Raw genomic sequence first — 24,815 nt, 5'->3', positions numbered from 1 at the left:
GCTACTGGTTCCTGATCGGCTCGAAGATCGCGTGGTGGGCCGCCACGAGCGCGCGGCGTACCGCACGGTCGAGCTCGCGCAGCGCCGCTCCGCGCGCCGCGACCTGCGCGACGGTGAGGCCGCGGTCGTCGGCCAGGCGCAGCACGGTGGCCAGCCGCGTGGCGAGGGTGGCCACGCGGTGCGCGCGAGCCGGATAACCCGGCGCCAGCTCCCCGCCGCGCTGCCCCAGCCGGTCGGGACGGTCGGCCACCGGGCCGTCGACGGAGGTCAGCGCCTCGGTGGCCGACCGCATCGCGTCGGACAGGTCGCGCTCGGCCTCGGCGAGCGAGGGCAGGTCATGGCGTACGGGGCCGGAGTCGTGCACTTCCAGACGCACACCGACATAGGACGATCCGCGGTGGTCCGGAAGGGGCAGCAGGCCGATGTTCCGGCTGTCGGCCACGGCGATCGCGGCCTGGCCGACGTCGACCGCGGCCGAGTTGAACGACGCCGGGCCCGACAGGCCCAGCGGGTCGCCGGGCGCCGGCAGGGCGAGCCGCAGCTCGCGCAGGCCGCCCACGCGGAGATCTGCGAGGTATTTACGCAACGGAACGTCGCCCGCGACGACGGGACCGCCGGCGGCTTCCACGTGGTCAGCCGCCTCGTCGAGGCCGACGTGACCGGCGAGCCAGGCGTTGCCCCAGGCGACCAGGGAGGGACAGACAGGCGATTCAGGGCGCACCGATCCACGATAAGCGCTCGCCCTGCAATAGGTTTGTCCCGTGGGTGACTCCTGAAGGAGGGATCGGGGATGGGTGGTCAGGTGCTGCGGCTCCAGGACGTCGCCGTCAGGCGCGACGGAGCGGCCCTGCTGCGCGGCATCGACTGGACGGTCAACGAGGACGAGCGTTGGGTGGTCATCGGCCCCAATGGCGCAGGTAAGACCACGTTGCTGCAGGTCGCTGCCACGTTGCTCTATCCGAGTGAGGGCCTGGTCGAGGTGCTGGGCGAGCGGTTGGGGCAGGCGGACGTCTTCGATCTGCGGCCGCGGATCGGGCTGGCGAGCGCCGCGCTGGCCGAGCGCATCCCGCCCGAGGAGAAGGTCATCGACCTCGTGCTGACCGCGTCGTACGCGATCATGGGCCGCTGGACGGAGGAGTACGACTCCAACGACGTCACCAGGGCCGTCGAGTTGATCGACATGATGGGCGCGGCCCATCTGATCAGGCGGCGGTTCGGCACGCTGTCCGAGGGCGAGCGCAAGCGGGTGCAGATCGCCCGCGCGCTCATGCCGGACCCGGAGATGTTGTTGCTCGACGAGCCGGCCGCCGGGCTCGACCTGGGCGGGCGCGAAGACCTGGTGCGCCGTCTGTCGCTGCTGGCGGGCGACTACCGCTCGCCGACGCTGGTGCTGGTGACGCACCACGTGGAGGAGGTGCCGACGGGGTTCACGCACGGGCTGCTGCTCCGGCACGGCTCCGTGGTGGCTCAGGGGCCGCTGGAGCACGTGATGACGTCCGACAATCTCTCCCACACGTTCGGCGTGCCGCTCTCGCTGGAGCGGAGCGGTGAGGGCCGCTGGTACGCGCGTCCGCATTAGCTCGCCATTGATGCCGATAGAAGTCGCTCGCCACTGAGTGGCCGCTGCGGATAGCGGAAACCAAATAAGATCTACGGAGTCGGTCCCCTCGACTTCGGAGCGTCGCCATGTCCATCGAGCAGCTCATCGTCGCCCTTGTCGTGGTCGCGGCGGTGGGTTTCGCGGTGGCTCGCACGATCCGCATCATCCCGCAGGCCACGGCGGCCATCATCGAGCGCCTCGGCCGCTACCACCGCACGCTGACGCCGGGGCTCAACCTGGTGGTGCCGTTCATCGACCGCATCAAGGACCTGATCGACCTGCGCGAGCAGGTGGTGTCGTTCCCGCCGCAGCCCGTGATCACCTCCGACAACCTGGTCGTCTCGATCGACACCGTCATCTACTTCCAGGTCACCAACCCCAAGGCGGCCACCTACGAGATCGCCAACTTCCTGACCGGCGTCGAGCAGCTCACGGTCACGACGCTGCGCAACGTCGTCGGCGGCATGGACCTCGAGCGCACGCTGACCTCGCGCGAGGACATCAACACCGCGCTGCGCGGCGTTCTCGACGAGGCCACCGGCAAGTGGGGCATCCGGGTCAACCGGGTCGAGCTCAAGGCCATCGACCCCCCGGCCTCCATCCAGGACTCGATGGAGAAGCAGATGCGCGCCGACCGCGACAAGCGCGCCGCGGTGCTGGCCGCCGAGGGGCAGCGCCAGGCCTCCATCCTCGCGGCCGAGGGCGACAAGCAGGCCTCGGTGTTGCGGGCACGCGGCGAGGCGGAGGCGGCCGTGCTGCGCGCCCAGGCGGACGCCGAGGCCCAGGCCATGCGCGCCAAGGGCCAGGCCGACGCGATCGGCATGGTCTTCAAGGCCATCCACGAGGGAAAGCCCGACCAGCAGCTGCTCGCCTACCAATACCTGCAGACCCTGCCGGAGATCGCCAAGGGCGAGGCCAATAAGATCTGGATCGTGCCGTCGGAGATGGGCAAGGCGCTGGAGAATCTCGGCGGTCTTTTCACACCCCCCAAAAACTCGGACACCCAGTGAGCGACCCGCTGCGAGGGCCATCGCCCCGGCCGTAGGCATGGCCGGACGGCGGTCCGGCGAGCGGGTTTCTCGGGTCAGGGAGGGTCTGTGACGGGGTGGGAGCTGGCTGCGGTCTGCGTGGCCGGGGTGATGGCGGGCGCCATCAACGCGGTCGTCGGGTCGGGGTCGCTGATCACGTTCCCCACGCTGGTGGCGGTGGGCGTCGATCCCGTCACCGCCAACGTGTCCAACACGATCGGGCTGGTGCCGGGCTCCTTCACGGCCGCCTACGGCTACCGCGTGGAGCTGCAGGGCCAGCGCGACCGCCTGGTGCGCCTGGGTGCGGCCTCGGCGCTCGGCGCGCTGATCGGCGGCATCCTGCTGCTGTTCCTCGACCCCGACGTGTTCGAGGTGGTCGTCGTCGCGCTGATCGCGCTGGCCTGCCTGCTGGTCCTGGTGCAGCCCAGGCTCAACGCCTGGCTGGCCGAGCGGCGGGGGCGGGCGCATCCGCACGGCGGCCTGGCGTTGTGGCTGGGCGTGCTGGCCTCGGGCATCTACGGCGGCTATTTCGGGGCGGCCCAGGGGGTGTTGCTGATCGGGCTGATCGGCATCTTCCTCGACGACGGCCTCCAGCGGGTGAACGCCGCCAAGAACGTGCTCGCGCTGCTGGTCAACGCCGTGGCCGCGGTGCTGTTCACGGTGGTCGCGGACGTCGACTGGCAGGCCGTGGCCGGGGTGGCGCTGGGCGCGATGGCCGGCGGCTTCCTGGGGGCCAGGCTGGGCCGGCGCATCCCGGCGCCCGTGCTGCGCGGGGTCATCGTCTGCGTGGGAATCGCGGCCATTATCGTACTGGTGTACGGATAAATTTCTGGCTATCTGGGTATGAATCTGTACATGAAGGGTGATTGGGTGGAGATCGTCATTGACGCGGGAGGGTCACCGCGTACCTACGAGATCACGGCCACCCGCGCCGGCCGGCGGGTCGAGGTGAACACGCGGCGGGGGCTCGTCGAGGTCAGCGAGGTCACCAGGACCGGCACCCCGGTGCGTACGGCCCGGTTCATGTCCAGCCGCATCCTCGCCCTCGTCGAGCACCCCGCCGACGAGGTCAGCTGAAGTCCGCCGCGCGGTCCTCCGCCCACCGGCGGAACGTCAGCGGAGGGCGCCCGAGCAGCCGTTCCACGGTGTCGGTGACCCGCTCGGGGCGGGCCACGAACGCTTCCCACCCCTGCAACGCCAGGTCCACGAAGGACGGGTCGCCCCAGGCCGCCAGGAGCTGCTCACGGGCCTTGTCCACAGGGAGTTCCTCCCAGCGCACCTCGCGGCCGAGCACCTCGCCGATGATGCGCACCTGCTCGGCCTGGGTGAGCTGCTCGGGGCCGGTGAGCGCGTATTTCGCGCCGCTGTGCCCGGCCGAGGTGAGCACGTGCACGGCCACGGCCGCGATGTCCTTCTCGTGGATCAGCGACCTGGCGGCCTGTCCGAACGGCCAGCGTACGACGCCCTGCCTGATCTGGTCGGCCCACATGAGCGTGTTGGCCGCGAATCCGCCGGGCCGCAGGAACGTCCAGGCGATTCCCGAGTGCCGGATCAGCCGCTCCACCCCCTGGTGGAAGTACGACGGCTCCTCGTCGTCCGCCAACTCCTCGACGTCCGCCGACAGGTAGACCACGCGCCGCGCGTGCTTGGCGATCGCCGTGATCGTGCCCGCGGCGCTCTCGGCCGAGTATCCGGGCCAGAGCAGGAACACACTTTCCACGCCGTCGAGCGCCGGCTCCAGGGTCTCGGGGGCGGTCAGGTCGCCGCGTACGGTCTCGACGGGCAGGTGCGCCCGTTCGGGATCCCTGGCGAGCGCCCGGACCTCCAGCCCGGCCTTCGCGAGCCGGGTCACCACATGCCTGCCAACGTTGCCGGTCGCGCCGGTCACCAGAATCTTTCCCATGTGGCGACCGTAGGACCTCAAGTTAAGTTCAGGTCAACCCCGGGCGCACCTGGAGCGTGCCGTCGCGCCTCACGCGCGTCTCGAACATGGGCGCGGGGGCGGTCGCGGGGCCGTGTTTCACCGAGCCGTCGGCCAGCCGGAACGTGCTGCTGTGCCACGGGCAGACCACGCACGCCTCGCCGTCCTCCATGACGAGCCTGCCCTGGTGCAGCGGCCCGGCCAGATGGGGGCAGCGGTCGCCGAGCACGGTCACGGCCTCGCCCTGGCGCAACACGAAGAGCTGGATGTATCCGAGCCTGCGCGCCACGGGACGGCCGTCGGGCAGGTCTTTCAGCGCGCACAGGTCGTGCCAGCCCAGCGGCACCAGATGGGTGACCTGCGGGGCGTGGTTGGCCCCTGCCGCCTGCCGGTAGGCCAGGTGGCCGCCGAGATAGGCGCCGAGGCTGCCCACGCCGAGCCCGGCGAACGACAACCACCGGCCGGGACGCTCGTGCCCGCGCATCCGTGCCAGCAGCGAGGCGGAGAACAGGCCGAGGGCGGCCACGTTCGACGCCATGTGCACGAGACCCACCCGCTGCTGCTCGCGGTGGAGGGACGACCAGTCGGTCAGTCCGGCCGCGGCCGTCGGCAGGGCGTTGGCGATGCCGGTGGCCAGCAGCAGGCGCGAGGCCCGGGGATCGGCGCGCGCCAGGTCCAGCACGGCGGCCGACATCCAGCAGCCGAGGCTCACCGTGGCGAGCGGCGGGTGCAGTGGCTTGCCGGTGGGCACGCCGTGCAGCAGGTCGCGGAGCCGTCCTTGGGGGATGCGCCGGCGTACGGCCTTCGCCAGCGCCATGACGGCTTTGTCCATGGCTCTCGACTTCTCGAGCCGATCGGCGAGGGTGACCGGCCCGGCGAAACCCCTTAGCTGCCGACGCTTCGCTCGCACTTCCTCTTTCACGACAAGTCCCCTACCCCGGCCATGAGGGCATCACTCGGACAGGTGGCCTCTCGCCACGGAAAGCTCAACCAGCTCCGACGCGTACGAACCGAGTGAGGGCGAGCCCTCCTCGATGATCCGCACCTTCTCCCTGACCTGGGCGGCCGTCACCTTGAACAGCGGCCAGGTGCCGCCCTCGGTGTGGTGGTTGGCCAGGATCGGGGCGAAACGATCGAGCGCCTTGGCGAACTTCGCCTCCGGCGTCTTCCTGGCCTCGAACTCGTCCCACAACTCCCGCATCCACCCTGCCTGGTCGGCGGGCAGCAGGCCGAAGATGCGGTCGGCGGCGGCCCGCTCGGCCTCGGCCTGGGCCGAGACGGCCACCGGATCGTAGACGAAGGTGTCACCGGCGTCGATCTCCACCAGGTCGTGCACCAGGAGCATGGCCACCACCCGTTGGAGGTCGGTCCCCGGTGGGGCGTGCTCGCCGAGGACCATCGCCAACGTGCCCACGTACCAGGAGTGCTCTGCGGTGTTCTCCCGTCGCGAACCGTCGATGAGATGGTTGCGGCGGATGATCCGCTTCAACTTGTCGATCTCGATGGCGAAGGCGATCTGGGTGTTCAGGCGGTCCTCTTCTGGTGCGATAGTCACGCGCGACACCCTAATGTGCGGTGATCACCCGGGATGGTGAAATCCTGGCCGGATCTCCGTTGAACAGTGCGTGACCACTCGGAACGTCGAGCGCATGGGGAAGTCCCGGAGCCCCCGCGGTCTCCGGGACTTGTGCCCTGGGGTAGGCGCGGTCCCCCAGGTCTAGTGGCCGGCCCGTGCCAGCGTCACGTCCGCGCGGAGATCAGGCGGCTCCTCGAAGTCGGGCCGCAGCGGGATCCACGCTCGCCGGCCGTACAACCTGTCCAGGCCGGGGGAGGCCGCGCCCGGCACCTCGTCGCGCCGGACGATCTCCACGATCAGGAACTGCGACCGCGTGCGGTGCCGGTAGACGTTCGCGCTCCTGGCCCAGCAGGCTGCGGCGATCTCCTCGCTGTACGCCTCGAACTCCTCGGCGCAGATCCCGGCCCTCGTCAGGATCAGCGCCTTCTCGCCCCTGGACGTGGGCGTGATCCACAGCACCAGCGGGATCCGCCCCGCCCTGGTGTGCATCGTGGTCTCCAGGCAGACCCGCTGCAGGCGGTGCCGGGAGATCACGCACCAGACGTGGGAGGTGACCCAGTTGCGGCCGGTCCTGGTGACGGCCGGCACCGAGATGGCGCTGCTCAGCAGGATGAAGGGCATCCACCGGCCCTCCTGGGTGGCGCCGAGCAACGACAGCGTGAACAGCGTCAGCGCCGCCGCGAGCAGCAGCTCCGTACGGATCCGCCAGAGCCTGACGAGCCGGCCGCTCCGTCCTGCGGCGGGCAGGTCCTCGTGGCCGGGGTAGATCTGGTTGCGCGGGTTCCTCGGCACGTCAAGACACCTCCTCCGTCACGCGGTGCGGGAGGCGGAGCTGGTCGAAGCGCGGGTCGCGGTAGCGGCGGGCGCCGAGTCCCACCCGTTCGACGGTCCAGCCCATGCGGTGCGCGAACTCGTCGGGCTCCATGCAGATTTCCCGGTCGGCCCACGCGATGAGTTCCCGGATCCGGGACTTGATTCGGCTGAGTCCCTTGGTACCTTGTGAGTACATAGAAGACCCCTTTCGCGGCATTTTGAGGTGGCTTCTTTGCCGGTCCGACGGCTGATGGCCGGTCTCGTCGCAGGGTGGCAGCCCATATGCGGCGAGTCGGATATCGGCCTCGGACCGGCTTTTTGCGTGCTCGAATGAGCGGACTCTCGCTGCGCGGTCAGGCGATGAATCGGTCCTTCCGGCAAGTGGCCTCCCTGGGGCGGATTCTCAGTTCCGGGACGGCGACGTTGCCGGCGAGGCGGCCCGCGTGAGGGCGCGCGATCGTGGGCTGAGGGCCTGATGCGTACGGCCGTGTGGTCATATCGGCCTCCTCACCATCCAAGGTCCCTCCTGAGATCGATCGTCCCCCTAGGTCAGCGATGCTGCAAGACTTTAGGCAAGGGAAGATTTAAGTTTCTTCGCGACTTGCTTCACGGCTTGCGATGCAACTTGCACGAGAAGAGTCAGAGGTCGGTCGACCTGGCACGAACTCCGGCTTCGCCGCCCCCTACCGAGCTTGTCTTGCCCCTACGCTCTCCCCGTGAAAGCCTTCATGGCAAGGCCGTACGCGACTATCCATGCAAGTTGCATGTACGATTGGCCCGTACGGCCCACAAAGCCGGGCCCCAAACGACCCCTTCCGGCTACACCTTCATTCCCGACAAGGAGAGTGGACGGTGCCATCGCAGCAGGGCAGTCCCACAGTACGCAGGCTCCGGCTAGGGCAGGAGTTGCGCCTCCTCCGGGAGCGAAGGAAACTCACCGGCGCCAGGGCCGCCCGCGAGCTCGGCTGGTCGGCGAGCAAGGTCAGCCGCATCGAGGCGGCCAAGACCATGCCCGTCGCCGACGACATCAAGGCCCTGGCCGAGCTCTACCGCGTCGACGGGGCGAAACTTGACGAGCTCTTCGGCCTGTTGCGGGATGCGGAGCAGCGCGGGTGGTGGGAAGATTACGAAGACACTCTTCCTGAGGAATACACGAGATTCCTCGGGCTTGAGGCGGAGGCGACATTCCAGCGCGACTGGGAACCCCAGGTTGTGCCGGGCCTGTTGCAAACTGAGGACTATGCCAGGGAAGTAATCCTGGCAACCCGAGGTATCGCGCGCATCACGCACAGTGGTGTCAGGAGCCGGGTCGAGGCTCGTCTCGACAGGCAGCAGCGAGTGCTCCACAGGGCCGATCCCTGCTCTGTTGTCGCGGTGCTCGATGAGTCGGTGTTGATGCGCCGTTTCGGCGAGCCCGCCGTGATGCGGGAGCAGATGGAGCATCTCCTGGAGATCTCGATGTTGCCGCACGTCAGTGTCCGGATCCTCCCGTTGGATGCACTTCATCCGGTTAATACAGGTGCCTTCATTCATTTGAACTTTTCGGCGTTTGATGATGTTGTGTACCTTGAGCAGCTGTACACGGCTGACTTTGTCGAGGATCTCGAACGAGTAGCTGGCTACGAAATAGCGTTCGATCACATCCAATCGGAGGCTCTGAGTGAGGATGAATCCCGTGTCCTGATTCAGCGTAAAATCATGTTCTGGCGACGGTAGTAAAAAGCCATAAGAGGGCGATGGGGCCCTTTTGTGTATTTGGAGAGAATATGTACATCCATACTAAGAAGGAAGCGTGGCGGAAGAGCACCTTCTGCAACGGTGCAGGAGCCTGTGTCGAGGTTGCGCCCTTGGCCGATGGCAATGTGGCGCTGAGGGACAGCAAGACGCAGGACGGGCCCGTGCTGGTCTTCACGCCAGGCGAGTGGGAAGCCTTCACGGCAGGTGTTCGCCAGGGTGAGTTCGACCTGACCGCACGAGGGGCGAGCGCATGACGAACGGCCCTGGCAAGTTGGTGGCACAACTTGCAGGGCCGTTCGGGTGGAGGCATGGCACGCCTCCGGACTTCCCGCACTTCCGCAGTATGGAGCAGAGAAGACCTGCACATCATGGCACATCTGCGGCTGTGATGATCAATCATCGGCGCGCATCCTTTTGGTTCGGCTCAACCATGTGATCCCGACTCCGACCAGCGCGGTCACCGCAGCGGCACTGAGCGCGGCAAGCAGGCTCCTCTGGGCTTTCTGGACGCTCTGACGTGGTGGCTGAGTGCCCTGCGTCTCCACCGTCTGACGCCAGGCGCGGTCGATCACTGTGACGAATTGCTTGCTGCGGCGGTCCTTGGCCAGGGCGAGTCGACGGCCTCGCGTGCCCTCCCAGAAACGCCTGCCAACTTCCGTGCCGAGGAAGTCGTGGCGCGCATACTCTTGCAGCACCGGCTCATGCATCTGGCCCACCCTGAAAAGCATCTCCCAATAGGAGAGCACAAGATTGAGGTAGAGGTGCAGTCTCGGGTCCAGCCCGCTATCCGCTCGGTGCATTGCGCCGCTCAGTACGGGATTTTCTATCTGCAGCTGCAGGAGCTGGAAATGGTGGGCCCGCTCCGCTTCTTCGCGTGAGAATTTCATTTCCCTGGCTTGCAGGAAAAGAGAAGCGCCGATGGCGATGAGCGCCAAAGCGGAGAGCACGGCGGATGCGGCGCCGTAGGTCTCGCCGATGTCACTCAACTGCGGCCAATGTGAGCTGGCGGGCAGGAGGAGACTCAGCAGCAGCGGCGAGAGCAATGTCGCCGCAAGTGCTCCAAGCGCGATCGTCGTGAGAAGGAACGCCGACGAGCGCGACGGGCGCCGAGGGTGACGGGGGCCATAGGCACAAGGTGTCATACGAACGACTCGCGCCTTAGAAGCAGCGCGTGCCGGCTCCTGTGCCGAGCACGACCAGTCTCACGGCCTTTCCCAAGCCCTGGATGATCGCTGGCACGTCGAAGGATGACGAGACGCGCCACGAAGTGTCCGATTTGTTGTCAAACGTGTGGACTGCACGGTAACCGCCCTGCATGGCATGCTCGATCCCTGGAAGACAGGATTCGAGTGGAAGTGGCGGTAGATGAGACTCCCCCATGCCCTCCCGGTGCTCGCTGTCGTCGTGTCCCTGGCGGCATGCTCGTCGCCGCCGGAAAGGGAGCCGCAACGCGGGCAGGTGGAGCAGCAGCGGGCACCCTCCACGCCCTCGGCCACGCCCTCGGCGAAGCCGACGCCGCAGCGGCGGCCGTACACGATCGCCTTCGGCGGGGACGTGCACTTCGAGGGGATGTTGCGCCCCCGGCTCTCCAGCCCGCGCACGGCTCTGGGGCCGATCGCGAGCGTGTTGCGCAAGGCGGATTTATCCATGGTGAACCTGGAGACGGCCATCACCACCGGAGGTACGCCGGCGCCGGGCAAGGAGTTCACGTTCAGGGCCCCGCCCAGCGCGTTGAGCGCGTTGAAGGCCTCCGGGGTCGACGTGGCGTCCATGGCCAACAACCACGGCATGGACTACATGGACGACGGGCTGGCCGACACGTTGGCGGCGATCAAGCGCAGCAAGTTCCCCGTGGTGGGGATCGGGAAGGACGCGGCGCAGGCGTACCGGCCGTACCGGAAGACCGTGAACGGCAACCGGGTGGCGATCATCGGGGCCACCCAGGTCATGGACGCGGAGTTCATCCAGTCGTGGACGGCCACGTCCGGCAAGGGCGGGCTGGCCTCGGCCAAGGACGAGGCGAGTCTGCTCCGGGCCGTACGCAAGGCGCGCAAGAACTCCGACACGGTGATCGTCCACCTGCACTGGGGGACCGAGATGGAGCAGTGTCCCAACCCGGCGCAGCGCTCGCTCGCCCCCAAGCTGGTCAAGGCGGGCGCCGACGTGGTGGTCGGCGGGCACGCCCACATCCTGCTCGGGTCGGGATATCTCAAGAACGCGTACGTCAACTACGGCATGGGCAACTTCGTCTTCTACAACTCCAACCCGGCGACCACGGGCAGGACCGGGGTGCTGACGTTGACGATCAACGGGCGGAAGGTGCTGAAGGACACCTGGACGCCGGCCACGATCCAGGGCGGCGTCCCGGTGCCGATGAAGGGGTCGTCCAGGACGCGGGCGGTCGCGGACTGGAAGGAGTTGCGCTCCTGCACGGGCCTGTCGGCCCGGCCCGGCGAATGATCCCTCCCGTTGGTATTCTGCTGGACAGTGCGTCCAATAGGAGGTCGCGATGCGGTGGGTCGAGTCCGGTGACGTACGCCTGGCGCTGTTCGAGGAGGGCGACCCCGACCGGCCGACGATCGTTCTCCTCCACGGCTATCCCGACACCCACCGCGTCTGGGACGAGGTGGCCGCGCTCCTGCGCGACCGCTTCCACGTGGTGCGCTACGACGTGCGCGGGGCGGGCGACTCCTCGGCCCCGCGCGACCGGCGCGCCTACGACTTCGACCACCTGATCGCCGATCTCGCCGCCGTGCTCGACGCCGTGGGCAAGCCCAGGGTCCACCTCGTGGGGCACGACTGGGGATCGCTGCAGGGCTGGGAGGCCGTCGCGCGGGAGGGGATCCGTGATCGGGTGGCCTCGTTCACCAGCCTGGGCGGGCCAGGGCTGCGGCAGATGCGGCATTTCATGCGGTACGGGCGGCGGCGTGACGTCGCGGCGCAGCGGATGAGGTCGTGGTACATCGGCGCCTTTCTGCTGCCCGCGCTGCCCGAACTGGCCTGGGGCTCCGTCATGCCGCGGATCGTCACCCGCACCCTGCTCGGCGAGGGCGTCACGCCACGGCCGGGGCATCCGGCGCCCACCCTGGCCGAGGACGGGCGCAACGGGCTCTGGCTCTACCGGCGCAACATGGCCGCCACATTCGGCGACCCCGGCCTCGACCCGCGCGTCTCCGACGTGCCCGTACAGGTCATCGAGGCCACGCGGGACCGGTTCGTGACGCCCGCGCTGCCGGCCTCGTTCGACCGGTGGGTGAACGGGCTGTGGCGCCGCAGGCTCGCGGCCGGGCACTGGGCCCACCGCAGCCGTCCCGGCGCCGTCGCCGGGATGATCGCCGAGTTCGCCGGCCATGTCGAGGGCGCCCGGGCCGGCACGGCGTTGCGGCGGGCGCGGGTGGGGAGCGGGCGGAGGGCGTTCGGCGGGCGGCTGGTGGTGGTGACGGGGGCCGGGTCGGGGATCGGGCTGGCGACGTCGCGGGCGTTCGCGGCGCACGGCGCCGAGGTGGTCTGCGCGGACATCGATCTCGCCGCCGCCCGGCGGGTCGCCGAGATGATCGGGAAGGATCTCGGGGGTACGGCACACGCGGCGCGGGTCGATGTCTCGGATATGGAGGAGATGGAGAATTTCTCGCGAAATATCATCGCCCAATATGGAGTGCCGGACATTGTGGTGAACAATGCCGGGATCGCGGTCGTCGGATCGTTTCTCGACCACACCGTGGACGACTGGCGCAGGACCGTCGACATCAATCTGTGGGGCGTCGTGCACGGATGCCGCCTGTTCGCCGCCGCCATGGTCGAGCGCGGCCAGGGCGGCCACATCGTCAACGTCGCCTCCCTGGCCGCCTTCGCGCCCTCACGGCTGCTGCCCGCGTACTCCGCCTCTAAGGCCGCGGTGAAGATGCTCAGCGACTGCCTGCGAGCCGAGCTGGCCGGGCACGACATCGGGGTCAGCGCCATCTGCCCGGGCTTCGTCTCCACGGCCATCGCGCGCAACGCCACGTACACCGGTGCGGACCTGCACGACGACGCCGTACGCGGCCTGGCGCGACGCGGATATCCACCCGAGCGCGTGGCTGCGCACGTTCTGCGTGCGGTGCACAGAAATCAGGCGGTCGTTCCGGTCAACCTGGAAGGAAAAATCGGATACGCCCTATCGCGGATTTCGCCACGGGCGATGCGCGGGCTGGCACGGTTGACCGGAACCACGGCGGTATCCAGAAATCGCGGGTAACGATCGCACGTACGGGAGAAGATGATTCCGTGTCCTCGCCGCACATTGATGAAGACTGCAGCCAGCCCAAAGCACTCAGGCGGCAACCCGCACAGCGCCGCAGCGCCCGGCGCGTCGAGCGCATGCTCGACGCCTGCGCCGAACTGCTCGACGAGACCGGGTACGAAGCCCTGTCCACCACCCGCATAGCCGAGCGGGCGGGCGTGGCGATCGGGTCGGTCTACCAGTTCTTTCCCGACAAGCGGGCGATCACGCAGGAACTCACCCGGCGCAACGTCGAGGAGTTCGTCCGCCGGGTCGACCGCAAGTTCCTGGAGGAGGACCACCGGGGGTGGTGGGAGGCGGTCGACGCGATCATCGACGAATACGTCGACATGCACCGCACGGTCGCCGGCTTCAAGAGCCTGCACTTCGGTGACGTCGTCGACCTCAACCTGCTCGACTCCGACTCCGACAACAACACCGTGATCGCCGGGCGGCTGCGCGGGTTGTTCCTGAAGGAGTTCGGCCTGGCCGACAGCCCCGAGCTCGACCTCGCGGTGCTGGTGGCGGTCGAGGCGGGCGACGCGGTGCTGAAACTCGCCTTCCGCCGCGATCCCGACGGGGAGCCGGAGATCATCGAGGCGGCCAAACACCTGATCCGCGGCTTTCTCTCCCGCCAGCTGCGTTCATGGTCGCCGCACGACTGAGCGCTCAGTGGCCGCCCGCGTACGGCGGCTCCGTCACCAGGCCGGGCAGCCAGGCGGTCACGTCGTCCGGCTGCCAGTGCCGCCGCTGGCCGAGCGCGGCCGCCGGCACCTCCTCGTAGCCCGGCGCGGCAGGCGTGCGCAGGCACGGCCCCGGATAGGAGACGGGACGCGCGTCCCTGGCCTCCCGGATGTGCAGCCGGGTCTCCAGGGCGCGCAGGCTGCGCTCCGCCGACTCGATGGCCTCGAGACGGGCCGACAGATAACCCGCGAGGCCGGGGATGAGGGCCGACAGTACGACAGCGCAGGCCAGCGTGAAGGTCATCTGCTTGGACACGCCCATCACGGCCCCCTTCGCTCGCTTGACAGCGGAGCATCTGCTATATGCCCGTGACCTGCACGAACACGCTCAGGAGGCGCAGAGTTGGGCGAGTCGTTACCGATTTGTGAGTGTGTGGATTGACCAGGCAAACGGCCGGGCGGCTCGGTAGTCTCGCGGTGTGGCGCATGTGACCCGTGAGCACCTTGATCGTCTGCTTGAGCAGGCTCTATTGGCCGACGACCACGATTCCCTGGCCAGTCGGCTCTACGACGTCGCGCTCGACTATTCCTCGGGCGACGTCTCCCGGGCTTCCATCTTGGTCCTCGCCGCCGAGGAGTGGCGAGCGGCGGGCCAGCCCGCGCGCGCGATGGAGTGTTTCCAGCGCGCGGTCGAAGACGGTGGCGAGGCGGGTTTCGACCCGCGTGCCGGCATCGCCGACACGCTCTTCGAGCTCGACAGGCCCGATGAGGCGAGGGAGGTCATCGAGACGATACGCGCTGAGGGCGACGTCTCCACGGCGACCGCCCACACGATCGCCGAGACGCTCGTCGCCTACGGAGATCTCCGGGGTGGGCTCGAATGGGCCACCCAGGCGGTCCTCGACTGCGACGAGAACGACCCCGAGCAGGTGGCGCTGCTGCGCACCCGCTACCGCATCAGGGTCGATCTCGGGCTCCCCGAGGACGAGCTCGACGAGATGGTCTCCTGACCCGATCGCCCTCGCGCGACGTCGCGGCCCGCCCTCGGGAGGGGCCGCCGGTGGCCGGAGTCCACTGCGCCATGCTCGCATAAAGGGCGAAGGGGCCGCGGCCGGACGGCCGCGGCCCCTTCGGTTATGGAGATCCGGGCGCGGCAGGCACGTTCCGCGCCCGGACGAGATGGCCGGCGGACGGTGTGCTCACCGCAGGCCGAGGCCGTCGGTGAGCCCCGTGACGCCCGGCACCGCGGACCGGCCGCCGGTCAGCATCGAGGTGCCCTCGACGCTCTCCACCGCCTTCGGCAGCAGCACGCCGATGACGTCCTCGCCGACCTCGCGGACGGGCTTGTCCAGGTCCTTCGGCGACCGGATGCGGGAGCCCGCGATGCGGTTGTCGTGGGAGGCCTGGCCGAGCGACATCTCCACCGGCAGCTTGGCCAGCAGCGGCGTCTCGGGCAGGGACGGCAGGGAGGGCAGCGCCGGCACGCTGGTCAGGGTCGACATGTCCGTCATGCCGGCCCGGCCCGGCACCGTGGGGAACACCACAGGCGAGGCGGAGGTCAGCATCGGCATGCCCCAGGTCGCCGCGACCCCGCCGATGTCGGCGCCGCCCAGCGCCGACTTTCCGGTGGCCAGGCCCGTCAGGCCCAGCTGCCTGGCCAGCCGCCCGGTCGCCATGGCCAGCTTGCCCGACTCCTCGGCGACCATCCGGCTGCCGCCCGAGCCGCCGTCGTTGATGTTCACCCTCGACTGCTCGTGGCAGAAGGACAGGGCCGAGTCCGGCGACAACACGACCGGCTTGGTGTTCGAGCAGGAGTCAGCCGTCGAGGGGGTCGCGGCCCACCACGTGACACCAGCGGTCACCGCCGCCACCGCGAGGATGCTTCGGACTTTCTGGGATGACACTGCACGTCCCCCTGATCGGTTTCGCTGATCTGACGAACGCTGAACGTAGCCAGCCGGCCGGCCGGGGGAGCGCGGCTTGTCCGAAGTGTGGGGCGAACCTTACCCAGCTCCGTGCCGCATGACCGCGGCATGACACGCCGGAGCCCGCGGAGCCCGCGGAGCTCGCGGAGCTCGCGGAGCTCGGAAACCGCTCGGGTCTCCGGGCTCCGGGCCGGGCCTCAGCCGCGCTGGATGAGCAGCTCGTCGTCGCCGAGCTCCACCATGACCTTGTCGCCGTCGGCGATCTCGCCCGACAACACCGCCTTGGCCAGCTTGTCGCCGATGGCCGACTGGACCAGGCGGCGCAGCGGGCGGGCGCCGTACATCGGGTCGTAGCCCGTCAGCGCCAGCCACTCGCGGGCCGCCGGCGTGACCTCCAGCGTCAGCCTGCGGTCGGCCAGGCGCTGCGCCAGGCGGTCGACCTGCAGGTCGACGATGCGCGCCAGTTCCTCGGAGCCGAGCGCGTCGAAGAGGATCACGTCGTCGAGCCGGTTGAGGAACTCCGGCTTGAACGAGTTGCGCACCGCCCCCATGACGGCCTCGCGTTTGGCGCCGTTCTCCAGCTTGGGATCGACGAGGAACTGCGAGCCGATGTTGGAGGTGAGGATCAGGATCGTGTTGCGGAAGTCGACCGTGCGGCCCTGGCCGTCGGTCAGCCGCCCGTCGTCGAGCACCTGCAGCAGGATGTCGAACACCTCGGGGTGGGCCTTCTCCACCTCGTCGAGCAGCACCACGGTGTACGGGCGCCGCCTGACGGCCTCGGTGAGCTGGCCGCCCTCCTCGTAGCCGACGTAGCCGGGAGGCGCGCCGACGAGCCTGGCCACGCTGTGCTTCTCGGAGTATTCGCTCATGTCGATGCGGGTCATCGCCCGCTCGTCGTCGAACAGGAACTCCGCCAGCGCCTTGGCCAGCTCGGTCTTGCCCACACCGGTCGGCCCGAGGAACACGAACGAGCCCGTCGGCCTGTCGGGGTCGGCGATGCCGGCCCGGCTGCGGCGTACGGCGTCGGAAACGGCCTGTACGGCCTGCTGCTGGCCGATGAGCCGCCTGCCCAGCTCCTCCTCCATGCGCAGCAGCTTGGCCGTCTCCGCCTCCAGGAGCCGCCCCGCGGGGATGCCGGTCCACGACGAGATCACCTCGGCGATGTCGTCGGCCCCGACCTCCTCCTTGACCATCGTGTTGTCGGGCTGCGCGGCCTCGGACGCGGACTTCAGCGCCTGCTCCAGCCGCGGCACCTCGGCGTACATGAGCCGGGACGCGGCCTCGAAGTCGCCGTCGCGCTGGGCCCGCTCGGCGGCGCTCCTGGCCTCGTCGAGCTGCTTCTTCAGCTCACCGACCTTGTTGAGCCCGGCCTTCTCGTGCTCCCAGCGGCCGACGAGGGCGTTGAGCTCCTCCTGGCGGTCGGCCAGCTCCTGGCGCAGGCGTTCGAGCCGCTGGACGGAGGCCTCGTCGGTCTCCTTCGACAGCGCCAGTTCCTCCATCTTCATCCGGTCGACGTTGCGCTGGAGCTGGTCGATCTCCACGGGGCGGGAGTCGATCTCCATGCGCAGCCGCGAGGCGGCCTCGTCGACCAGGTCGATGGCCTTGTCGGGGAGGAAGCGGTTGGTGATGTAGCGGTCGGACAGCGCGGCGGCGGCCACCAGCGCGCTGTCGGCGATCTGGACCTGGTGGTGGGCTTCGTAGCGGCCCTTGAGCCCGCGCAGGATCGCGATCGTGTCCGGGACCGTGGGCTCACCCACGTAGACCTGCTGGAAGCGGCGCTCCAGCGCGGGGTCCTTCTCGATGCGCTCGCGGTATTCGTCGAGCGTGGTCGCGCCGATCATGCGCAGCTCGCCGCGGGCCAGCATGGGCTTGAGCATGTTGCCGGCGTCCATCGCGCCCTCGGCGGCCCCCGCGCCGACGACGGTGTGCAGCTCGTCGATGAACGTCACGATCTGCCCGTCGCTCTCCTTGATTTCGGAGAGCACGGCCTTGAGCCGTTCCTCGAACTCGCCGCGGTATTTCGCTCCCGCCACCATCGCGCCCAGGTCGAGCGAGATCAGCCGCTTGTTGCGTAGTGATTCGGGCACGTCGCCGGCCACGATGCGCTGGGCCAGCCCTTCGACGACGGCGGTCTTGCCGACGCCCGGCTCGCCGATGAGCACCGGGTTGTTCTTGGTGCGGCGGCTGAGCACCTGGACGACGCGGCGGATCTCGGAGTCGCGGCCGATGACCGGGTCGAGCTTGCCGCCCCTCGCGTGCTCGGTCAGGTCGACGCCGTACTTCTCCAGCGCCTGGTAGGTGTCCTCAGGGGTCTCGCTGGTGACGCGGGCGTGGCCGCGTACTTTCTCGAAGGCGTCGAGCAGCGCCTGCGGCATCGCGCCCTGCGCCTTCAGCAGGTCGGCCACGGGTCCGCCGTCGGCGGCCAGGCCCACCAGCAGGTGCTCGGTCGAGACGTAGAGGTCTTCGAGCCGGTTGGCGTGCTGGGCGGCGGTGTTCATCACGGTCAGGAGGTGGCGCGAGCTCGACGGCGCCCCCACGGTCGCGCCCTGCGCCTTCGGCAGCGTCGCCAGCTGCTCCTCCGCCCGCGCCCGCAGCGTGCGCCAGTCGGCGCCGACGGCTTCGAGCAGCGGCACGGCGGTGCCGCCGGTCTGGGAGAGCAGCGTGGTCAGCAGGTGAACGGGGGCGATCTCGGGGTTGCCCTCGGCGGCGGCACGCCGCATGGCACCCGAGAGCGCCTCCTGGCTCTTCTGGGTGAGCTTGTAGTCCATCGTTCTAGGCCCCCGGTGGCAGCTCGTAGCGGATCAGCGCTCGGACCATCCGCATCTCGGCACGTAGGCGGTGAACCTCCTCCCGCAGCCGCAGCGCTTCGTTCTCGAGCTCGAGAATCCGCTTGATGCCCGCGAGGTTGATGCCCTCCTCCTGGGAGAGCCGCTGCACCTCGCGGAGCTGGATGATGTCGCGTGTCGAGTAGAGGCGGCCGCGCCCCGCGGTGCGGCCGGGGCTGACCAGCCCCAGCCGGTCGTACTGGCGCAGGGTCTGGGGATGCAGCCCCGACAACTGCGCGGCCACCGAGATCACATAGACGGGTGTGTCATCTGACAGGTCGAAATAGTTGGCGTCCATCGGCTACTCGCTTCTGGCTCGCTGAATGAGCTCAGCGCGTGGGTCCTCACTGGCGTTCGCGGTGTTGTACTCGGTGAGGAGCTCGCGCGACTTGTCGTCGAGCGTCTTCGGCACCACCACTTCGACCGTCGCGAGCAGGTCGGCCCTGGTGCCGTCTTTGCGGGTGACGCCCCTGCCGCGCACGCGGAACGTGCGGCCGTTGGGCGTGCCCGGGGGGATGCGCAGCGTCACCGGCATGCCCTTGAGGGTGGGCACCTTGATCTCGGCGCCCAGAGCGGCCTCCGTGAACGTCACGGGGACGGTGATCGTCAGGTTGTCGCCCGACCTGCCGAACACGGCATGCGGTTTGACGTGCGTCTGGATGTAGAGGTCGCCGGCGGGCCCGCCGTTCTCGCCCGGGGCGCCCTTGCCCTTGAGCCTGACCCGCTGGCCGTCGGCCACGCCCGCGGGGATGCGGGCCTGGATGGTGCGGGTGCTCTTGGCCCGGCCGCTGCCCTCGCACACGGGGCAGGGGTCGTCGACGAGCAGCCCGCGGCCCTTGCAGTCGCGGCAGGGTTCGGAGAAGGCGAAGTTGCCCAGGTTGCGGCTGGCCGCCCCGGTGCCCTCACAGGTGGGGCAGACCCTGGGGGTCGTGCCCGCCCTGGCGCCCGTGCCGGTGCACGCGGCGCAGGCGGCCGAACTCGTGAGCCTGAGCGACACCGTGGTGCCCTCGGCCGCTTCGGTGAACGTCAGCGTCACCTCGGACTCGACGTCCTGGCCGCGCCGCGGCCTGGACGTGGTCGAGGTGCGGGTGGAGCCGCCCCGGTTGAACAGCCCGCCGAACAGGTCGCCGAGCCGGTCACCCGCGCCTCCGCCGGAACCCGGCTGCGCCGTGCCGCCGAACAGGTCGCCGAAGTCGAACGGGAACCCGCCACCGCCGGCCCGCTGGCCGCCCACCCCGGACCCGAACAGCGTGCGCGCCTCGTCATATTCCTTGCGGCGCTTGTTGTCGGACAGGACGTCGTAAGCCTCGGAGACCTCCTTGAACTTGGTCTCCTTGGTCGCGTCGCCCTTGTTGGTGTCGGGGTGGTACTGCCTGGCCAGCTTCCGGTAGGCCTTTTTGATCTCGTCGGCGGTGGCGGTCTTGGGCACACCAAGGACGGCGTAGTAGTCCTTCTCCAAGTAGTCCTTGGTGCTCATCTACGGCCCTTCGTCCTCGTGTCAGTTGTCGTCGTCATCGGACGCGGGGGTGGCGTCCTCGGGCTCGGCGACGGCCACCCGCGCCGGGCGCAGCACCCTGTCGCCCATCCGGTAGCCGAGTTGCAGCACCTCGATGGCGGTCGGCTCGGTCACCTCGGTCGAGTAGCTGTGCATCAGCGCCTCATGGACCGTCGGGTCGAACGGTTCGCCCTTCTGCCCGAAGGGACTGAGCCCCAGCTTGGTGAGCACTGCTTCCAGGGACTCCGCCACCTTCGCGAAGCCTCCGGTCAGCTCGCCGTGGTCGCGGGCCCTTCCGATGTCGTCGAGCACGGGAAGGAGCTCTGTCAGCGCCCCCGCGACCGCCTGCTCGCGGACCGCCACCCGGTCGCGCTCGACCCGCCTGCGGTAGTTGGTGTATTCGGCCTGGAGCCGCTGCAGGTCGGCGGTCCGCTCGGCGAGCTGGGCCGCCAGCTCGCCGTTCTGCGCCTGCGGCGCCTCGGCGGGCGCCTCCTGCTCGTCGGCCGGGGCCTCGCGCACCTGGCCCGTCTCGGGGTCGATCTTGCGGTTGTCGCGGATCACTGGCTCCTCGTGCCCGTTCTCACGCGGCGGCATCACTTGTCCTTCTTCGGCTGGTCTTCGTCGACGATCTCGGCTTCGACCACGTCGTCATCGGCCTTCTGGCCCTCCTGACCGGACGCGGCGTCCTGCGGGGCGCCCTCGCCGCCGGCCTGCTGGCCCTGGCTCTGGGCGTAGATCGCCGAACCCATCTTCTGGCTGACGGTGGCGAGCTTCTCCGCAGAGGTGCGGATGACGTCGGTGTCGGTGCCCTCCAGAGCCTTCTTCAGCTCGGCCAGGGCGTCGTTGACCTCGGTCTTGATCTCGCCGGGGACCTTGTCGTCGTTCTCGCGGAGGAACTTCTCCGTCTGGTAGGCGAGCCCGTCGGCGTTGTTGCGGACCTCGGCCTCCTCGCGGCGCTTCTTGTCCTCCTCGGCGTACGACTCGGCCTCGCGCATCATCCGCTCGATGTCGTCCTTCGGCAGCGCGGAGCCGCCGGTGATCGTCATCGTCTGCTCCTTGCCCGTGCCCAGGTCCTTGGCGGAGACGTTGACGATGCCGTTGGCGTCGATGTCGAAGGTGACCTCGATCTGCGGGATGCCGCGCGGCGCCGGCGCGATGCCGGTCAGCTCGAACGTGGCCAGCTTCTTGTTGTAGGAGGCGATCTCGCGCTCGCCCTGGTAGACCTGGATCTGCACCGACGGCTGGTTGTCCTCGGCCGTGGTGAAGACCTCGGAGCGCTTGGTCGGGATCGTCGTGTTGCGCTCGATGATCTTGGTGAAGATGCCGCCCTTGGTCTCGATGCCCAGCGACAGCGGGGTCACGTCGAGCAGCAGGACGTCCTTGACCTCGCCCTTGAGCACGCCGGCCTGCAGGGCGGCGCCGATGGCGACGACCTCGTCGGGGTTGACGCCCTTGTTGGGCTCCTTGCCGCCGGTCAGCTCCTTGACGAGCTCGGAGACGGCGGGCATGCGGGTCGAGCCGCCGACGAGCACCACGTGGGCGATGTCGGCCACCTTGATGCCGGCGTCCTTGATGACCTGGTTGAACGGGCCCTTGGTCCGCTCGAGCAGGTCGGCCGTCAGCCGCTGGAACTCGGAGCGCGTCAGCTTCTCGTCGAGGTGCAGCGGGCCCTCGGCCGAGGCCGTGATGTAGGGCAGGTTGATGTTGGTCTCGGACTGGCTGGACAGCTCGATCTTGGCCTTCTCCGCCGCCTCGCGCAGGCGCTGCAGGGCCATCTTGTCCTTGGCCAGGTCGACGCCGTGGGCGTTCTGGAAGCGCTTGACGAGCTCGTCGACGACGCGCTGGTCCCAGTCGTCGCCACCGAGGTGGTTGTCACCGGAGGTGGCCTTGACCTCGACGAAGCCGTGGCCGTCCTCCTGGCCGACGTCGAGCAGGGACACGTCGAAGGTGCCGCCGCCGAGGTCGAAGACCAGGATGGTCTGGTCCTGCTCCTTGTCGAGCCCGTAGGCGAGGGCCGCGGCGGTCGGCTCGTTGATGATGCGGAGCACGTTGAGGCCCGCGACCGTACCGGCCTCCTTGGTGGCCTGGCGCTGGGCGTCGTTGAAGTAGGCGGGGACGGTGACCACCGCGTCGGTGATCTTCTCGCCCAGGTAGGCCTCGGCGTCCTGCTTGAGCTTCTGCAGGACGAAGGCGCTGATCTGCTGCGGCGAGAACTTCTTGCCGTCGATCTCCTGGGACCAGGTGGTGCCCATCTCCCGCTTGACCGACCGGATCGTCCGGTCCACGTTGGTGACCGCCTGGCGCTTGGCGACCTCGCCGACCAGGACCTCGCCGTTCTTCGCGAAGGCGACCACGGACGGCGTGGTCCGCGAGCCCTGCGCGTTCGCGATGACGGTGGGCTCACCGCCCTCGAGGATCGAGACGACGGAGTTGGTCGTCCCAAGGTCGATACCTACCGCACGTGCCATGAGTGAGTCCTTGTGGTCAAAGTTGAGTCTGGCAGACTCAAGCTAACGGATGTGTGTCGTCTTTGGCAAACGACTTGAGCCTACTCGACTCAACCCTCATGAGCGCCGAGACATTCCCGCAATAAAGGCCACATCACGAGCAACGGGGCAGCAGGGCCGGGGGTTCCGCGCACAGCGAACCCCCGGCGCCGTGGGTGCGTCGCCGGGGGTTCGCGGGCCGGGCTGCTCGCGTTACGGCTTGGCGCCGTCCACCACCTTCCGCTCGCCGAGCGGCTTCTTGAGCTTGACCGTGGTGGTCTTCTCGATCGCGATCATGATGCAGGAGACGTTCCTGGCCTTGGGGGACGTGCCCTCATACAGGGTGACCGTGACGCGCTTGGACGTCTCCTTGACCTTGACGCGGTCCAGCACCGTGCAGGGCTCCACCCCCGACTCCCACGTCAGCTGGAGCTTCTTGCCCTTGGCGACCGGCTTGGCCTTGGCCCAGCGGGCCTTGTGCACGTTGATGGCGTCGCCCGTCGGCTTGACCTGCTTGGGGCCCTTCGGGGGCGCCTTGCTGGGCACGGTGCCGACCGGGTTGGACACGACGGGCGGCTTGTCCTGGCTGGGGGAGGAGACCCGCTCAGCAGGCTGGGCCGTGCCGCAACTCGTCGCCAGCATCAGACATCCGGCCAGAAGGGGCGCTGTCATTGTCCGCATACCCCTACCACGGATCCCGCCGGCCGCCGGTTCACCATAGTCTGGTCATGTGCTCCGTCAGGCATTGCTCGCTGTCTCCAAGAGCCGGCGCGCCGAGCGCGTCATCGCCGCGTCGCCGCTGACCAGGGATGTGGTCAGGCGCTATGTCGCCGACGACGTCGGCGCCGCGGTCGACGAGCTGTCCCGCAGGGGGTTGCGCGTCTCCGTCGACCACCTCGGCGAGGATGTGACCGGCCGGGCCCAGGCCGAGGAGACCGTGACCGCCTACCTGTCGCTGCTCCGCCTGCTGCCGGCGGGCGCCGACGTTTCGGTCAAGCTCACGGCGCTCGGGCTGCGGCTGTCTGAGGAGCTCGCGTTCGACCATGCCGCGGCCGTCTGCAGGGCCGCCGCGGCCAGAGACGTCACGGTGACGCTCGACGCGGAGGAGCACGACACGATCGCCATGCTGCACGCCGTGCACGCCGCGCTGCGCAAGGAGCACCCCGACGTGGGCGTGGTGGTGCAGGCCTACCTGCCCGACTCGCTCGACCGCTGCGAGCAGCTCGGCGACGCCAGGGTGCGGTTGTGCAAGGGCGCCTACACCGCTCCCGGCGCCTACACCTCGACCGCCGACATCGACCGCTCGTTCGTACGCTGCCTGAAGGTGCTGATGGCCGGCGCCGGCTATCCCATGGTCGCCACCCACGACCCCAGGCTGGTGCGCATCGCCTCGACGCTCGCCGTGCTCGACGGCCGCGACCCGGCCGGCTTCGAATATCAGATGTTGTACGGCGTGCGCCCCGACGAGCAGGCCCGCCTGGCGGCCCTCGGCTTCACGATGCGCGTCTACGTCCCCTACGGCGCCGACTGGTATCCCTACCTGATGCGCCGCCTGGCCGAGCGCCCCCGCAACCTGGCCTTCTTCCTGCGCTCCCTGCTGTCACGAGGCTAGTCCGCGATGCCAGGGACGGGCCGGTAAGCTGCATCAGCGTCTATTCCTCGAGGGGCGGAAATGATCGCGATTCTGGGCACGGGCAAGATGGGCGAGGCGCTGCTGTCAGGGCTGCTGCGCGCCGGCTTCATGCCCGGCGACGTCATGGCGACCACCCGCAGGGCCGAGCGGGCGCAGGCGCTGCGCGAGACCTACGGCGTGCGCACCGTCACCAACTCCGAGGCGGCCAAGGCGGCCGACACGCTGATCCTCGCCGTCAAGCCCCAGGACATGGCGACGCTGCTGGCCGAGATCGCCCCCTACGTGCCCGCCGACCGCCTGGTGATCACCGCCGCGGCCGGCATCACGACGTCGTTCGTGGAGCAGCGGCTCGGCGTCGAGGTGCCGGTGGTCAGGGTGATGTCCAACACGCCCATCAAGTTCGACGAGGCGATGAGCGTGATCTCGGCGGGCGCCCACGCGGGCGAGGAGCACCTCAAGCTCACCGAGGCGCTGCTCAGCCCCGTCGGCAAGGTGCTGCGCATCCCCGAGTCGCAGCAGGACGCCGCCACCGCGCTCTCCGGCAGCGGCCCCGCCTACTTCTTCTACCTCGTCGAGGCCATGGTCGACGCGGGCATCCTGCTCGGCATGCCGCGGGCGGCCGCGCTCGACATGGTCACCCAGTCCATCGTCGGCGCCGCCGTGATGTTGCGCGACTCGGGCGAGCACCCGGTGATCCTGCGCGAGGCCGTCACCTCTCCTGGCGGCACCACGATCGCGGCCATCGCCGAGCTCGAGCGCCACAGCGTGCGGGCCGCGTTCCTGGCCGCCATCGAGGCGGCCCGCGACCGCGGCCGCGAGCTCGCCTCCGGCTGAT

General features: G+C 69.1%; 26 protein-coding genes and 1 pseudogene. 12 read left to right on the top strand and 15 right to left on the bottom strand.

Annotated elements, in window-relative coordinates; translation table 11 throughout:
- Position 1: 1 nt before the first annotated feature.
- Positions 2-721: a hypothetical protein gene (locus ABGA98_RS06775; RefSeq protein WP_347617275.1), complete on the bottom strand. Its 720-nt coding sequence runs from the start codon at positions 719-721 to the stop codon at positions 2-4.
- Positions 722-790: 69 nt separating this feature from the next.
- Here ABGA98_RS06775 and ABGA98_RS06770 point away from each other — a divergent pair, with 69 nt between their 5' ends.
- The 4 genes from ABGA98_RS06770 (at position 791) to ABGA98_RS06755 (ending at position 3,705) form a co-directional block, all read left to right on the top strand.
- Entirely contained in the window at positions 791-1,579 is a 789-nt protein-coding gene (locus ABGA98_RS06770; protein WP_347617274.1) for an ABC transporter ATP-binding protein, read from the top strand.
- Positions 1,580-1,686: 107 nt separating this feature from the next.
- Entirely contained in the window at positions 1,687-2,610 is a 924-nt protein-coding gene (locus tag ABGA98_RS06765; RefSeq protein WP_347617273.1) for an SPFH domain-containing protein, read from the top strand.
- A gap of 87 nt (positions 2,611-2,697) precedes the next feature.
- Positions 2,698-3,453: a sulfite exporter TauE/SafE family protein gene (locus ABGA98_RS06760; RefSeq protein ID WP_347617272.1), complete on the top strand. Its 756-nt coding sequence runs from the start codon at positions 2,698-2,700 to the stop codon at positions 3,451-3,453.
- A 30-nt stretch (positions 3,454-3,483) separates the two neighbouring features.
- A complete protein-coding gene (locus ABGA98_RS06755) occupies positions 3,484-3,705 on the top strand; it encodes a hypothetical protein (protein WP_132514846.1) in 222 nt (73 codons plus the stop codon).
- Here ABGA98_RS06755 and ABGA98_RS06750 read toward each other — a convergent pair.
- The 5 genes from ABGA98_RS06750 to ABGA98_RS06730 all read right to left on the bottom strand — a co-directional run bounded on the left by ABGA98_RS06750 (position 3,698) and on the right by ABGA98_RS06730 (position 7,134).
- Complete coding sequence (locus tag ABGA98_RS06750) at positions 3,698-4,531, bottom strand: NAD(P)H-binding protein (RefSeq protein WP_347617271.1); 834 nt, start codon at positions 4,529-4,531, stop codon at positions 3,698-3,700. The two genes, ABGA98_RS06755 and ABGA98_RS06750, sit on opposite strands and share 8 nt — an antisense overlap.
- A 28-nt stretch (positions 4,532-4,559) precedes the next feature.
- Positions 4,560-5,381 (bottom strand): Rieske 2Fe-2S domain-containing protein, encoded by an 822-nt coding sequence (locus ABGA98_RS06745; RefSeq protein ID WP_347617270.1) that lies wholly within the window; start codon positions 5,379-5,381, stop codon positions 4,560-4,562.
- A 120-nt stretch (positions 5,382-5,501) separates the two neighbouring features.
- Positions 5,502-6,113, bottom strand: a complete 612-nt coding sequence (locus tag ABGA98_RS06740; RefSeq protein WP_347617269.1) for an HD domain-containing protein — start codon at positions 6,111-6,113, stop codon at positions 5,502-5,504.
- 153 nt (positions 6,114-6,266) lie between these two features.
- A complete protein-coding gene (locus tag ABGA98_RS06735; RefSeq protein ID WP_347617268.1) occupies positions 6,267-6,917 on the bottom strand; it encodes a hypothetical protein in 651 nt (216 codons plus the stop codon).
- 1 nt (position 6,918) lies between these two features.
- On the bottom strand, positions 6,919-7,134 hold the full coding sequence (locus ABGA98_RS06730) for a hypothetical protein (RefSeq protein WP_347617267.1): 216 nt from the start codon (positions 7,132-7,134) through the stop codon (positions 6,919-6,921).
- Between the two features lie 656 nt (positions 7,135-7,790).
- On the opposite strand from ABGA98_RS06730, the gene ABGA98_RS06725 reads away from it, so the two are divergent.
- Both ABGA98_RS06725 and ABGA98_RS06720 read left to right on the top strand, forming a co-directional pair.
- Entirely contained in the window at positions 7,791-8,654 is an 864-nt protein-coding gene (locus tag ABGA98_RS06725; protein ID WP_347617266.1) for a helix-turn-helix transcriptional regulator, read from the top strand.
- Positions 8,655-8,704: 50 nt separating this feature from the next.
- Complete coding sequence (locus ABGA98_RS06720; protein WP_347617265.1) at positions 8,705-8,929, top strand: DUF397 domain-containing protein; 225 nt, start codon at positions 8,705-8,707, stop codon at positions 8,927-8,929.
- A gap of 138 nt (positions 8,930-9,067) precedes the next feature.
- Here the strand turns inward: ABGA98_RS06720 and ABGA98_RS06715 are convergent, their stop codons facing one another.
- Positions 9,068-9,661, bottom strand: coding sequence for a DUF6082 family protein (locus ABGA98_RS06715; RefSeq protein ID WP_347617264.1), 594 nt, complete (start codon positions 9,659-9,661; stop codon positions 9,068-9,070).
- 379 nt (positions 9,662-10,040) lie between these two features.
- Between ABGA98_RS06715 and ABGA98_RS06710 the strand changes: the two genes are divergently transcribed.
- The 3 genes from ABGA98_RS06710 to ABGA98_RS06700 are packed head-to-tail and all read left to right on the top strand — an operon-like array spanning position 10,041 to position 13,598.
- The gene (locus tag ABGA98_RS06710; protein WP_347617263.1) at positions 10,041-11,135 is read left to right on the top strand and encodes a CapA family protein; all 1,095 of its coding nucleotides are present in this window, start codon (positions 10,041-10,043) and stop codon (positions 11,133-11,135) included.
- Positions 11,136-11,184: 49 nt separating this feature from the next.
- Entirely contained in the window at positions 11,185-12,909 is a 1,725-nt protein-coding gene (locus ABGA98_RS06705; RefSeq protein ID WP_347617262.1) for an SDR family oxidoreductase, read from the top strand.
- A 29-nt stretch (positions 12,910-12,938) separates the two neighbouring features.
- Positions 12,939-13,598, top strand: a complete 660-nt coding sequence (locus ABGA98_RS06700; RefSeq protein ID WP_347617261.1) for a TetR/AcrR family transcriptional regulator — start codon at positions 12,939-12,941, stop codon at positions 13,596-13,598.
- Between the two features lie 4 nt (positions 13,599-13,602).
- Here the strand turns inward: ABGA98_RS06700 and ABGA98_RS06695 are convergent, their stop codons facing one another.
- The gene (locus ABGA98_RS06695) at positions 13,603-13,938 is read right to left on the bottom strand and encodes a hypothetical protein (protein ID WP_347617260.1); all 336 of its coding nucleotides are present in this window, start codon (positions 13,936-13,938) and stop codon (positions 13,603-13,605) included.
- A 157-nt stretch (positions 13,939-14,095) separates the two neighbouring features.
- On the opposite strand from ABGA98_RS06695, the gene ABGA98_RS06690 reads away from it, so the two are divergent.
- Entirely contained in the window at positions 14,096-14,626 is a 531-nt protein-coding gene (locus ABGA98_RS06690; protein ID WP_347617259.1) for a tetratricopeptide repeat protein, read from the top strand.
- A 189-nt stretch (positions 14,627-14,815) separates the two neighbouring features.
- Here the strand turns inward: ABGA98_RS06690 and ABGA98_RS06685 are convergent, their stop codons facing one another.
- The 7 genes and pseudogenes from ABGA98_RS06685 to ABGA98_RS06655 all read right to left on the bottom strand — a co-directional run bounded on the left by ABGA98_RS06685 (position 14,816) and on the right by ABGA98_RS06655 (position 22,989).
- Positions 14,816-15,478, bottom strand: coding sequence for a hypothetical protein (locus ABGA98_RS06685; protein ID WP_347617258.1), 663 nt, complete (start codon positions 15,476-15,478; stop codon positions 14,816-14,818).
- Positions 15,479-15,738: 260 nt separating this feature from the next.
- Positions 15,739-18,309 (bottom strand): ATP-dependent chaperone ClpB, encoded by a 2,571-nt coding sequence (gene clpB / locus ABGA98_RS06680; RefSeq protein ID WP_347617257.1) that lies wholly within the window; start codon positions 18,307-18,309, stop codon positions 15,739-15,741.
- A gap of 73 nt (positions 18,310-18,382) precedes the next feature.
- Positions 18,383-18,664: pseudogene (locus ABGA98_RS06675) on the bottom strand (helix-turn-helix transcriptional regulator); the annotation flags it as partial.
- A 3-nt stretch (positions 18,665-18,667) separates the two neighbouring features.
- Positions 18,668-19,843 carry a molecular chaperone DnaJ gene (gene dnaJ / locus ABGA98_RS06670; protein ID WP_347617256.1) on the bottom strand — a complete coding sequence of 392 codons (1,176 nt, stop codon included), beginning with the start codon at positions 19,841-19,843 and terminating at the stop codon, positions 18,668-18,670.
- A gap of 21 nt (positions 19,844-19,864) precedes the next feature.
- Positions 19,865-20,455 carry a nucleotide exchange factor GrpE gene (grpE, locus tag ABGA98_RS06665; protein WP_347617255.1) on the bottom strand — a complete coding sequence of 197 codons (591 nt, stop codon included), beginning with the start codon at positions 20,453-20,455 and terminating at the stop codon, positions 19,865-19,867.
- Positions 20,455-22,329, bottom strand: coding sequence for a molecular chaperone DnaK (gene dnaK / locus ABGA98_RS06660; protein ID WP_347617254.1), 1,875 nt, complete (start codon positions 22,327-22,329; stop codon positions 20,455-20,457). Before dnaK ends, grpE begins: the two co-directional genes overlap by 1 nt.
- Before the next feature lie 231 nt (positions 22,330-22,560).
- Entirely contained in the window at positions 22,561-22,989 is a 429-nt protein-coding gene (locus tag ABGA98_RS06655; protein WP_347617253.1) for a hypothetical protein, read from the bottom strand.
- Positions 22,990-23,077: 88 nt separating this feature from the next.
- Here ABGA98_RS06655 and ABGA98_RS06650 point away from each other — a divergent pair, with 88 nt between their 5' ends.
- Positions 23,078-23,959, top strand: a complete 882-nt coding sequence (locus tag ABGA98_RS06650; RefSeq protein ID WP_347617252.1) for a proline dehydrogenase family protein — start codon at positions 23,078-23,080, stop codon at positions 23,957-23,959.
- Between the two features lie 60 nt (positions 23,960-24,019).
- On the top strand, positions 24,020-24,814 hold the full coding sequence (proC, locus tag ABGA98_RS06645; protein ID WP_347617251.1) for a pyrroline-5-carboxylate reductase: 795 nt from the start codon (positions 24,020-24,022) through the stop codon (positions 24,812-24,814).
- Position 24,815: the final 1 nt, after the last annotated feature.

Origin of the sequence: Nonomuraea sp. B1E8 (genome assembly GCF_039871515.1) — a bacterium.
Classification (GTDB): domain Bacteria; phylum Actinomycetota; class Actinomycetes; order Streptosporangiales; family Streptosporangiaceae; genus Nonomuraea.
Note: the sequence above shows the minus strand (reverse complement) of the source record. Positions and strands in the feature narration are given on the sequence as shown.

Excerpts from the sequence above, each read along its gene's own strand:
- ABGA98_RS06720 (WP_347617265.1), top strand. The coding sequence starts at position 8,705 with ATGTACATCCATACTAAGAAGGAAGCGTGGCGGAAGAGCACCTTCTGC.
- grpE (WP_347617255.1), bottom strand. The coding sequence starts at position 20,455 with ATGCCGCCGCGTGAGAACGGGCACGAGGAGCCAGTGATCCGCGACAAC.
- ABGA98_RS06710 (WP_347617263.1), top strand. The coding sequence starts at position 10,041 with ATGAGACTCCCCCATGCCCTCCCGGTGCTCGCTGTCGTCGTGTCCCTG.
- ABGA98_RS06765 (WP_347617273.1), top strand. The coding sequence starts at position 1,687 with ATGTCCATCGAGCAGCTCATCGTCGCCCTTGTCGTGGTCGCGGCGGTG.
- ABGA98_RS06745 (WP_347617270.1), bottom strand. The coding sequence starts at position 5,381 with ATGGACAAAGCCGTCATGGCGCTGGCGAAGGCCGTACGCCGGCGCATC.
- ABGA98_RS06695 (WP_347617260.1), bottom strand. The coding sequence starts at position 13,938 with ATGGGCGTGTCCAAGCAGATGACCTTCACGCTGGCCTGCGCTGTCGTA.
- dnaK (WP_347617254.1), bottom strand. The coding sequence starts at position 22,329 with ATGGCACGTGCGGTAGGTATCGACCTTGGGACGACCAACTCCGTCGTC.
- clpB (WP_347617257.1), bottom strand. The coding sequence starts at position 18,309 with ATGGACTACAAGCTCACCCAGAAGAGCCAGGAGGCGCTCTCGGGTGCC.
- ABGA98_RS06705 (WP_347617262.1), top strand. The coding sequence starts at position 11,185 with ATGCGGTGGGTCGAGTCCGGTGACGTACGCCTGGCGCTGTTCGAGGAG.
- ABGA98_RS06750 (WP_347617271.1), bottom strand. The coding sequence starts at position 4,531 with ATGGGAAAGATTCTGGTGACCGGCGCGACCGGCAACGTTGGCAGGCAT.
- ABGA98_RS06655 (WP_347617253.1), bottom strand. The coding sequence starts at position 22,989 with ATGCTGGCGACGAGTTGCGGCACGGCCCAGCCTGCTGAGCGGGTCTCC.
- proC (WP_347617251.1), top strand. The coding sequence starts at position 24,020 with ATGATCGCGATTCTGGGCACGGGCAAGATGGGCGAGGCGCTGCTGTCA.
- ABGA98_RS06755 (WP_132514846.1), top strand. The coding sequence starts at position 3,484 with ATGAAGGGTGATTGGGTGGAGATCGTCATTGACGCGGGAGGGTCACCG.
- dnaJ (WP_347617256.1), bottom strand. The coding sequence starts at position 19,843 with ATGAGCACCAAGGACTACTTGGAGAAGGACTACTACGCCGTCCTTGGT.
- ABGA98_RS06730 (WP_347617267.1), bottom strand. The coding sequence starts at position 7,134 with ATGTACTCACAAGGTACCAAGGGACTCAGCCGAATCAAGTCCCGGATC.
- ABGA98_RS06770 (WP_347617274.1), top strand. The coding sequence starts at position 791 with ATGGGTGGTCAGGTGCTGCGGCTCCAGGACGTCGCCGTCAGGCGCGAC.